This is a genomic window from Nostoc mirabile CHAB5784, assembly GCF_020829645.1.
GTDB classification, from domain to species: Bacteria; Cyanobacteriota; Cyanobacteriia; order Cyanobacteriales; family Nostocaceae; genus Nostoc; species Nostoc mirabile.
The window spans coordinates 1-2,487 of the sequence record NZ_JAIVFS010000278.1 but is presented as its reverse complement, the minus strand read 5'-3'; the positions used below and the strand labels follow the sequence as shown (position 1 = coordinate 2,487).

Genomic DNA, 2,487 nt, shown 5'->3' with positions numbered 1-2,487 from the left:
TGTGCGATTCGATGGCGCACGTAATGAGTCAAATATCCTGACTGGATAAGGTTATTTACCAAAGCATTACTAATGCACCGAAGCCGAAGGATAGTTGCAAGCAAGTGTCCAACGCTTGTCCTCATCTCTTAGGGGCAAGGTAAGCAATTTCCCTGTCTCAGAGCTAAAGAGAAAAGCCCAACCATCCTGATAACCACAGTTGGGGGGAGGCAAGAGGAAGATTGGTAGGGTGAATGAAAATGAATTCTCATTGAGGTTCCGTTATTTTTAAGGCTGTTCGTAAGTGGCTAAGTATGTATGTACAACGACAGTGATGGGAAAAGGGGTAAGATAACACTATTTTTTCTTACCAAAAGATACTGATTCATGGAGGTCAGTATGAGGACACCACACTAAATTCCCCGGAATATAGAGAATACCTAACCCAATCGCAACTCAGGCGTGTGAAACGAAGTAAGCCCAATGGGGTCTAGTGACCAGACCTACGTCACTAGTAAGGAAGGAGTAATCCAACCCAAATTCCTCAGTGGGAAAAGGATGCCATAAAAAGCGAATGCTGTCAGCCGAAAGGCAACGGGAATAAATAACCGGACAGATAGGGCAATACCCAACTCGAAAGGGTGCTGACGTATGGCAGGTGAGTCTCTTGAATTTCAAAGTAAGATTACCGAACTCAAAAGGAAAAGTTGGATGCAATCCGCAAGGAATGCGAACGTAACTCAGAGAACTACCCAATGGAATTGCGTCAACTGGCGCAAAGCCAATAAAGTAGTCAGGCGATTGAGACAAAGAATATTCAAGGCTACAAGGTCTGGGAAGTTGAAACTGGTTCGCAACCTCCAAAGGTTGTTAATGCGTTGCTATTCAAACATCCTTATTTCGGTAAGGAAAGTGACGCAAATAAATCAGGGTAAAAATACTCCAGGTGTGGATAAGTTGCTGGTTAAAACACCAAAAGCCAGAGGAATATTAGTAGACATACTAACAAAATTCATCCCCTGGAAGCCCTATCCCACCCGGAGGGTGTATATCCCCAAGGCTAATGGCAAAAAACGACCTCTCGGAATCCCTAGCATAATAGACCGTTGCCTACAGGCGATTGTAAAAAACGCACTGGAACCTTATTGGGAATCCTTTTTTGAAGGCAGCAGCTATGGTTTCCGCCCTGGCAGAAGTACCCACGACGCAATTGGTAAAATCTATCATCTTGCGTGTCCTCACAGGAATAAAAAATGGGTAGTTGACGCAGATATAAAGGGTTGTTTTGATAATATTGCCCATGAATCCTTAATGAAAACCATAAGTAATTTTCCAGCAAGGAAATTAGTCAACTTGTGGTTAAAAGCAGGATATGTGGACAAAGGGTTATTTTATGAAACCGAAACGGGAACTCCCCAAGGTGGAATAATCAGCCCACTGTTAGCCAACATAGCTCTGCATGGACTGGAGAAGGCGTTAGGTATAAAACACGACCATAGAGGCAGGCTAACTAGCAAACGCGCTATTGTCAGGTATGCCGACGACTTTGTAGTATTCTGTGAAACAAAAGAAGACGCAGAAAAATCAGTAACTATCCTTAATAGTTGGATGAAAGATAGAGGACTTACCCTCTCTGAGGAGAAAACAAAAATCGTCCACCTTACACAGGGTTTCGATTTTCTTGGTTTCAACATCAGGCAATACCCCGTATCCAATACAAAAACAGGATTTAAACTACTGATAAAACCCAGTAAACAAACCATGCAAAATGTGCGGAACAAGCTCAGACAAGTATGGCTTGAATTCAAAAGCCAGAACGTAGAATATTTGATAAATAGACTAAATCCCATCATCAGGGGAATAGCTAATTATCTCCGCATAGGGGTTTCTTCAGAAGCATTCCACCATCTCGATAGCTGGATGCATACTAGGGAAAAAATATACGCCAACAGAATGCACCCAAACAAATCAGATAAGTGGCGACAAAAAAGATATTGGGGAAGGTTGAACCTTGACAGGATGGATAACTGGGTCTTTGGCAACAAAGAATCCAACAATTACCTGCTCAAATTCATGTGGTTCAGCATAGAGAGGCACACTCAAATCATTGGTACATCCTCACCCGATGACCCAGAATTGAGGCAATACTGGACTAAAAGAGAAAGGAGTAAATCCATTGCTCTAGAACCCAGCAATCAAAAGATAGCAAAAAGACAAAACTATCTATGCCCAGTGTGTTATGAATCTCTATTTAATGGTGAAACCCTTCACCGACACCATATCATTCCTCGACACCAAAATGGCAAAAACTACATTGCCAATCTACAGTTAGTGCATTACTACTGCCATCAACAAATCCATTCTCATAGATTTAAATACTCCCCCCTCCCAGAGGAAGTATTAATCTAACAAAGTAGCATCCAAGACTTGCTTGAGCCGTGTACTTGGAAACTTGTAAGCACGGTTCTTAGGGGGGAACGAGGCAGCAATGCCTCTGCCCTACCCGAC

1 protein-coding gene is annotated in these 2,487 nt (G+C 42.6%); it reads left to right on the top strand.

Annotation, left to right across the window (positions count from 1 at the left end; genetic code table 11):
• The first annotated feature begins 630 nt into the window (after positions 1–630).
• Complete coding sequence (gene ltrA / locus LC653_RS45675; RefSeq protein WP_308189280.1) at positions 631–2,388, top strand: group II intron reverse transcriptase/maturase; 1,758 nt, start codon at positions 631–633, stop codon at positions 2,386–2,388.
• Positions 2,389–2,487: the final 99 nt, after the last annotated feature.